Raw genomic sequence first — 5115 nt, 5'->3', positions numbered from 1 at the left:
TCCGCAGGATACCGAAGGTGCTTGCTCTGAAAAATATGGAATAAAATTTATTCTCACTTAAGCCGGAGATGGTTTGACGGTCTATTATGTACCTGCAATACAAAATGAATATATTACACTGAAAAAAGCCTGTTGAGCGATTCCTGCTCAACAGGCTTTTACTGCATATGAAGATCATGTTTTATTTTCTTACTGATATGAAAATAACGGCGGGTTTAAAAAATGTTGATTAATCTGATACATTGTGATATAATGTTCGTGTAATAAGCATTATTTTATTTTAAAGTCCTTGACTATACGCAGATCGGAGACCTGATACCTGCTGTCGGATGGTCACGTCCTATCGCTTTACCTGCGTACATTATAGGGACGGAATTCACTTTTAAATCTATAAAAAGGAGTCAAAAATGAACACCACAGACATCATCATTATCGGAACGATAATTGCTTACCTTGTTGTCATGGTAACAGTAGGCTTTATCTTTTCCAAGAAAAACGACAACGTCGGCGATTTCTATCTCGGTGGACGCAAGCTGGGTCCGCTTGTTACTGCAATGAGCGCAGAGGCTTCCGACATGAGCAGCTGGCTTCTCATGGGACTTCCCGGAGTAGCCTATCTTACAGGCGGAGCCGAGGCAGGATGGACGGCTATCGGTCTCGCTATCGGCACCTATCTTAACTGGCTTTTCGTTGCAAAGCGTCTGAGAGTTTACAGTCAGCGCTGCGGAGCCATAACGATACCTGATTTCTTTTCGAGGAGATACAAGGATGGCAGCAGAGTGCTTATGGGAGTATCAGCGCTGATAATCCTGATCTTCTTTGTGCCCTATACGGCTTCTGGCTTCTCAGCATGCGGAAAGCTTTTTAGCTCACTTTTCGGCTGGAATTATCATCTTGCAATGATAATCAGTGCGGTTATCATAATCTCCTACACCTGCACGGGCGGTTTCCTTGCTGCAAGTACAACGGACCTGATACAGAGCATAGTTATGACAGTAGCTCTTATTAGTATCGTTTTATTCGGAGTCAGCGCCGCAGGCGGCTTTGGAAATGTAGTTGACAATGCAGATTCAATTGCAGGTTATCTTTCGCTTAGCCATATACATAATACCGAAACAGGCGGAGCCGATAAATATACCGTTCTGACTATCGCTTCCATACTTGCATGGGGACTCGGATATTTCGGTATGCCTCATATACTCCTTCGCTTCATGGCTATTGAAGACAAGGACAAGATAAAGACATCAAGAAGGATCGCTTCAGTGTGGGTCGTTATATCAATGGGTATTGCCATACTTATTGGCTTTATCGGAAACGCTCTCTCAAAGAGCGGTAAGCTTGAGATGCTTGACGGCAGCAACTCGGAAAAGGTAGTTATTAAAATTGCTCAGTACATGAGCGAGCATCATGCTGGACTTGCAGTCATAGCTGGTCTTGTATTTGCAGGTATCCTTGCATGTACCATGTCTACCTCCGATTCTCAGCTCCTTGCAGCTTCGTCTTCAATGTCCGAGAACATCCTCAAGGGAGTATTCAACGTGAAGATGAGCGACAAGACTTCTATGACAGTTGCAAGAGCAGTGCTTCTTGTAATAGCAGCACTGGGTATCATACTTGCATGGGATCAGGACAGCTCTGTATTCAGAGTAGTATCTTTTGCATGGGCAGGCTTCGGAGCTACCTTCGGTCCGGTAATGCTGACAGCTCTTTTCTGGAAGCGTTCAAACAGGTGGGGAGCTATCGCAGGTCTTATAGTCGGTGCGGTAATGGTATTTGTATGGAAGTTCGTTATAGCGCCTGTCGGCGGAATATTTGCGATATATGAACTTCTTCCCGCATTCATATGCGCACTTGTGGCAGTTATAATAGTTTCGCTGATAACCGGAGCTCCGGAAAAGGAAATAACAGAAGAATTTGATACAGTAAAAGCTGAACTCAGCAAGTGAACGCTTTGACAGAAAGTATAATACCGAGCCCGAATTGCAGGCTCGGTATTTTTTTAAAAAATGTGCGTCAATGGCAGGTGTACAAAAGTCAGACTGAGGTAAACTTTTATAAATGCAAAACAGGCGACACATCAATTGCCGCCTGTTTTGCTGTTGTTTCAAAGGTGGATCATATTATGAAACACTTTATTATCTCTTTCTTTTCCTACGCAAATTATCCTTCGTAATCTTCGTCTGGATATTCGTATTCATAAGTTTCTTCAAAGGTGATGCTGTCCTGAGGAGTGATGGTCTCCATATCAGCGGAGGTTATACCGTCGCCGGTTATCATATATACATAGTCGCCGATATATATAGCTCTTATATTGCTGCCAGTGTAGTTGACCTCGTCCTTGTCGTAATCGCCTGAAAGAGTTCCTGTTTCTACGAGCTTTCCGTCCTTATAGGAGAAGAACTTGTAATACTCTGTATACTCCGATGAATAATCTTCATCATATATATGTGCAGTGTACGGGAATGCTATTATATTTTTCTTAGGATCTATGAGGAGTGCCTTGCGGTCCCATACTGCATAAGATGTCATGTAACTGAAATCGTCGTTTATATAATCAGACCAGATCATGCTGTATGAGTCTATAGCCTTGATATCATTAGAGTCAGAATTGTCGAACATCGTCAGCTTTACACCGATAACTCCACCCTCGTCGTCTGCGTCAGGGCCGAAGCCGAGGAGCAGTCCGTCGCTCCACTGCTGCAAATAGCTGCTGTAGCCGTTCATCTTGAATTCGGAAAGTATAGCAGGTGAAGCGGGATCGCTGAGGTCTATAGCATAGAGGGGATCCGTCTGCCTGAATGTAGTGATGTAAGCCTTGTCGCCGCTGAAGCTGACAGACCTTACATATTCGTCAACGCCAAAATCGTCAATGCTTCCGATTTCATTGAGCTCAAGGTCGAGCACGTAAAGGACATTGTCCATCTTATTGTCCTTATAATCATAATAGCCGTATTCGACACGCTTAGGAATGAATTCGTCGGCTTCATCAGCGTTGTCCTCATATTCGTAATAGTCGCTGTAATCATAGTACTCGCCCTTTGTGTACTCCATAGTGCTTGTGTTTCTTGAAGTAGCAATGCGGAAGTATCCGTCGTACTCGCTCATTGAGAACTGATCATTTACAATACCTTCTACCTTTGCAGAAGCGGCAGGAGTAATCTCGCCTTTATTTATAGCAATTCGGGTTATATGGCTCGAATTTGTATTTACTTCAACATGACCGTATTCAACATTTTCGTAAGGAAGTCTGTAATAATCGGATGAAACCATGTAGAGATTATTGGGTGCACAGTAGATTTGAGTTCCGTATCCGTAATTATTATCGTTGTGTACCAATGCCTTGATAGAGGCAGGAGCCATCTTTTTCGATACGTTAAGGTCAAGGCTTCCAATCACAGAATATGCGATAGTTCTTCCGGGTGAGAGTTCGGTTTTGGGTACATAGATATTTTCAGGTTCTATGCACTTTATATCTGTAGACATGCCGTAGGAGGGAATATAGCTTTCAACGTCTTCAGCACCGTCTACACTGATGTAGTTATATGTGTTGTGATTGGTTATGAGATACATATAACCGTCGGGAGAGATGCGGACATCGTTGAAATAACCGTCCTGATAGTATATACCTAAGCATTCGTGTGAATCGTCAAGGGAATAAGCTGCCACAAAAGTGATTGTCTTTGAATTCAAATACCACATGTATTCTTCGTTGTAGCTTGATTTATCCTGACCAATGGTCGTGCCTATAACGAGAGCCATATCGTCATAGATATACATTTCACGGGTATAGGTCTGCTTATGTATATATCCATCACCAAGTAAGCTGTTCATCTCGTCTGACAGATTGATGGTGTAAAGATTGCTGAGTTCTCCGTCGTCTGCGTCAGTAATGTGAAGAACGGAGTTTATTCCGTAGTTTCCGATACTGTAGATGCGTTCACCGTCAGTCTTTACGATGTCAGCTTCAAGAACGTTCTCCTCCTGATTGAAGGTAGTGGAGTAATCTCCGCCGCCGCCCTTTCCTCCGGCAGGTTCAGTAAATGCCTGGTCTTCGTTTTCTATAGTCGTCGAGAGATCGGCTTCATCATCATTAACACCGGAAATAACGCGGTTCCTGCTCTTGTAGTACTCCTTTTTGTACCTTTCTGCGCTGTCCGAGAACAAGGAATATATATCGCTGTAATCCTTTATGCTGCTCATATAAGGAGCCTTGATGGGATTAGTGAAGTCGTCGGAGACATTCTGATTCGGCTCTGCCGCAGTATTTTCAGCTGCTGTTGTTGGGGTCACGGTTGTGTCTTCTGTAAATGAGTTTCTCTTCTTTGATGCAAAATGTACAGCAGTTCCGCTGACTATTGCACAAGCTGCTGCTATTGCTACAAAGCGCGATACAGCAGTGATCTTTTTTCTCTTTAATGCCGGAGCCTTCTGATCAAGCATCAGTTTGATGTTTTCAGGTTCAAGCTCTTTAGGTATCTGTTCATTTTCCAGCATCTTTCTAACCTCTTTATCGTTCATAATGATACTCCTTTCTTTTCATATTTCAGGAGTGAGCTCAAGTCTGAGCCTCTCCTTGATACGCGACAGCTTTGAACGTACTGTGTTAGCTTTTATCTTGCATATTTCAGCTATCTCGTCGCTCGTATAGCCGCCCAGAACTGACATGGACAACAGTAAGCGTGATTCGCCGTCAAGCTTGCCGAGGGCTTCTTTGAGCTCTGATGACTCATAGTTGAAGCTGTCTATCTTAGCGTCGTCGCTGAGCTCTTCTCCGGCTGCGAAGTACTCTCTCTGCTTCTGTTTTACCTTTGCAGAGAGTATCTTGAGTATCCAGCTGCGGAACAGCGACGGATCGCGTAATTTTTTTATGGAACAAAAAGCGTCAAGAACTGTATCACTCACAACATCTGAAGCGTCGTGGGAGCTTCTTAAGCTGTATAACGCAATGTGGTACATATCCTTGTAGACATAAGAGTAAAGTCTCGCAAAGGCTTCCGTACTGCCTTGCTGTGCGAGTTTAACGTCTTCGGTATTGTCTTTCATAATGGATCCCTCCTTTGAATCTATTTTTAAGAAGCTTTGCACTTCTTCGGTGCAAGTTCATTCATTAAGTGT

Annotated in this window: 3 protein-coding genes; 1 reads left to right on the top strand and 2 read right to left on the bottom strand. The window is 43.4% G+C overall.

The features are described 5' to 3' along the window. Positions 1-407: 407 nt before the first annotated feature. Entirely contained in the window at positions 408-1946 is a 1539-nt protein-coding gene (locus tag J6U00_RS12580; protein WP_296582372.1) for a sodium/proline symporter, read from the top strand. Positions 1947-2160: 214 nt separating this feature from the next. Here the strand turns inward: J6U00_RS12580 and J6U00_RS12575 are convergent, their stop codons facing one another. Further along, positions 2161-4518, bottom strand: a complete 2358-nt coding sequence (locus tag J6U00_RS12575) for a beta-propeller domain-containing protein (RefSeq protein ID WP_296582371.1) — start codon at positions 4516-4518, stop codon at positions 2161-2163. 18 nt (positions 4519-4536) lie between these two features. Then, on the bottom strand, positions 4537-5043 hold the full coding sequence (locus tag J6U00_RS12570; RefSeq protein WP_296582370.1) for a sigma-70 family RNA polymerase sigma factor: 507 nt from the start codon (positions 5041-5043) through the stop codon (positions 4537-4539). Positions 5044-5115: the final 72 nt, after the last annotated feature.

Source organism: Ruminococcus sp., from assembly GCF_017650195.1.
GTDB lineage: Bacteria > Bacillota > Clostridia > Oscillospirales > Ruminococcaceae > Ruminococcus.
This window is presented reverse-complemented; position numbering and strand designations above follow the sequence as displayed.

Excerpts from the sequence above, each read along its gene's own strand:
- J6U00_RS12575 (WP_296582371.1), bottom strand. The coding sequence starts at position 4,518 with ATGAACGATAAAGAGGTTAGAAAGATGCTGGAAAATGAACAGATACCT.
- J6U00_RS12570 (WP_296582370.1), bottom strand. The coding sequence starts at position 5,043 with ATGAAAGACAATACCGAAGACGTTAAACTCGCACAGCAAGGCAGTACG.
- J6U00_RS12580 (WP_296582372.1), top strand. The coding sequence starts at position 408 with ATGAACACCACAGACATCATCATTATCGGAACGATAATTGCTTACCTT.